We start from the raw sequence: 1,990 nt of genomic DNA on the forward strand, positions 1-1,990 counted from the left end.
ACGAGGCCTGAGCCTCCCGCCACCGACCGCCACCGACCGCCCCGAGCCCCCGGCCTCCCCAGGCCGGGGGCTCGGCCGCGTCCGGGGCCGCGCCGGTCGGCCCGTGGGCCGCACGACCGGCCCGCCCAGCAGGCCCCGCGACCCCGGGCCCGGCCGCGCCGCACCACGCCGCACCGCGCGGGTCAGCCGAGCGGCCCCGGATCGGCGACCACGGCCCGCACGACCCGCACCGCCGCGCCCAGCAGCGGGCCCCGGCGGCCGAGCCGGGAGACGGTGAGCCGGTCGGCGGGCCACGGCCGGACAGTCACCCGGGCGGCCAGTTCGGCGCGCATCGCGGGCAGCAGCCAGGGCGCCAGCCGGGCGTAGCCGCCGCCGAGCACCACCTCGGCCGGGTCCAGCAGGTTGACCGCCCCGGCGGCCGCGGTGCCGAGCGCCGCGCCCGCCCCGGCCAGCGCGGTGCGGGCCGCCCGGTCCCCGGCACCGGCGCGGTCGGCGAGCAGCGCCACCCAGTCGCCGCCGGCCCCGGCCAGGCCGGCCGCCCGCAGCACCGCCGCCTCGCCCGCGTACTGCTCCAGGCAGCCGTGCGCGCCGCAGGCGCAGCGCGGCCCCTCGGGGTGCACCGGTACGTGGCCGAACTCGCCGGCGAAGCCGCGCGCCCCGCGCAGCAGCCGGCCGCCGACCACGATCGCCGCGCCGACCCCGGCCTCGGCGGAGACGTACAGGAAGTCCTCCGGGCCCTCGCCCAGCCAGTGCTCGGCCAGGCCGCCGAGGTTGGCCTCGTTGTCCGCCTCTATCGGCAGCTCGGCCAGGCCGCCGCCGACCGCCCGCAGCGCCGGGCGCAGTTCGGCGGCCAGCGGGACGTCCCGCCAGTCCAGGTTGGCGGCCCGCTGGAGCACCCCGCCGGAGGCGCCGACCAGTCCGGGCACGGCCAGGGTGAGTCCGGCCGGGCGCAGCCCCGCCTCGGTGACGGCCTCGCTCAGCAGTCCGGCGAGGTCGGCCATGACGGCGGCGGGCTCGCGGCCGTGGTTGGAGACCTCCCGGCGCCGTGCGGCGCGGACCTCGCCGCGCAGGTCGACCACGCAGGCGCCCAGGTGCCGGACCCCGATCTCGGCGCCGAGTCCGCCGGGCCCGGCCGGGTTGAGGCCGAGGGCGGTGCCGGGGCGGCCGACCCTGCCGCTGGACGCGGCCGGTCCCTCCTCGACCACCAGGCCGGCGGCGATCAGCTGTTCGGCGAGCGAGGAGACGGCGGCCCTGGTCAGCCCCGTGCCGGCGGCCACCTCGGCGCGCGAGCGCGGGCCGCTCGCGATCACCCCGAGCACCAGGGCCAGGTTGGCCCGGCGCATCCCCTGCTGGCTGGCGGGCCCGGTCCGGAGGGCGTCCGGCTCGCGCACAAGGCTCACCTCGCCCCTTTACGGCACATCCCGTGGCATCTCGGGTGCAGCGTAGCCGGGTTCCGGGGCCACCGCCGGGATCGGGGCGGGCTCGGTGAGCGGGGGCGGCTCGGCGAGCGGGGCGAAGACCCATCGCCGCATCGCCCAGTAGCGGAACAGCATCGCCACGAAGGTGCCGACGACCATTCCGCTGAGGAAGTCCGCGATCTCCTGCCGGAAGGCGTCGACGTACGGCTCGCGCAGGTCCAGCAGGTACCGGGAGACCGCCAGCGGTACGTCGTTGACGGCGATCGCCACCGCGCTGACCAGGACGAACATCAGTACCTCGCGCCGCCGTCCGTCGGCCCGGAAGGCCCAGCGGCGGTTCAGCACGTACGAGACCGCGGTGCCGATCACCGTCGCGACCGTCAGCGCGACCACCGGTTTGTGTTCCAGCACGGTGAACTTGAGCTCGAAGTCGATCACCGTGGTGAGCACGAAGCAGCCGCTCCCGACCAGCAGGAACTTCACCAGTCGGCGGTGCCGCACCAGGAAGGGGCGCAGCCGCGCGGGCACCCGGGCCAGGGCGCGCTGCGTGGGGGACGGCATCCCCGCAGTGT

Annotated in this window: 2 protein-coding genes; both read right to left on the minus strand. The window is 78.2% G+C overall.

What is annotated here, in order from left to right; all coding sequences use genetic code 11:
• Window positions 1-182 precede the first annotated feature (182 nt).
• Entirely contained in the window at window positions 183-1,343 is a 1,161-nt protein-coding gene (locus ACFRMQ_RS40420; RefSeq protein ID WP_380735909.1) for an ROK family protein, read from the minus strand.
• A gap of 66 nt (window positions 1,344-1,409) precedes the next feature.
• On the minus strand, window positions 1,410-1,990 hold a 581-nt coding region (locus tag ACFRMQ_RS40425; protein ID WP_380735908.1), incomplete at its 5' end, for a GtrA family protein.

The organism is Kitasatospora sp. NPDC056783 (genome assembly GCF_042789895.1).
In the GTDB taxonomy this organism is placed as follows: Bacteria; Actinomycetota; Actinomycetes; order Streptomycetales; family Streptomycetaceae; genus Kitasatospora.

What these genes read in the sequence shown, in the direction of transcription:
- ACFRMQ_RS40420 (WP_380735909.1), bottom strand. Translation starts at nt 1,343, where the DNA reads ATGCGCCGGGCCAACCTGGCCCTGGTGCTCGGGGTGATCGCGAGCGGC.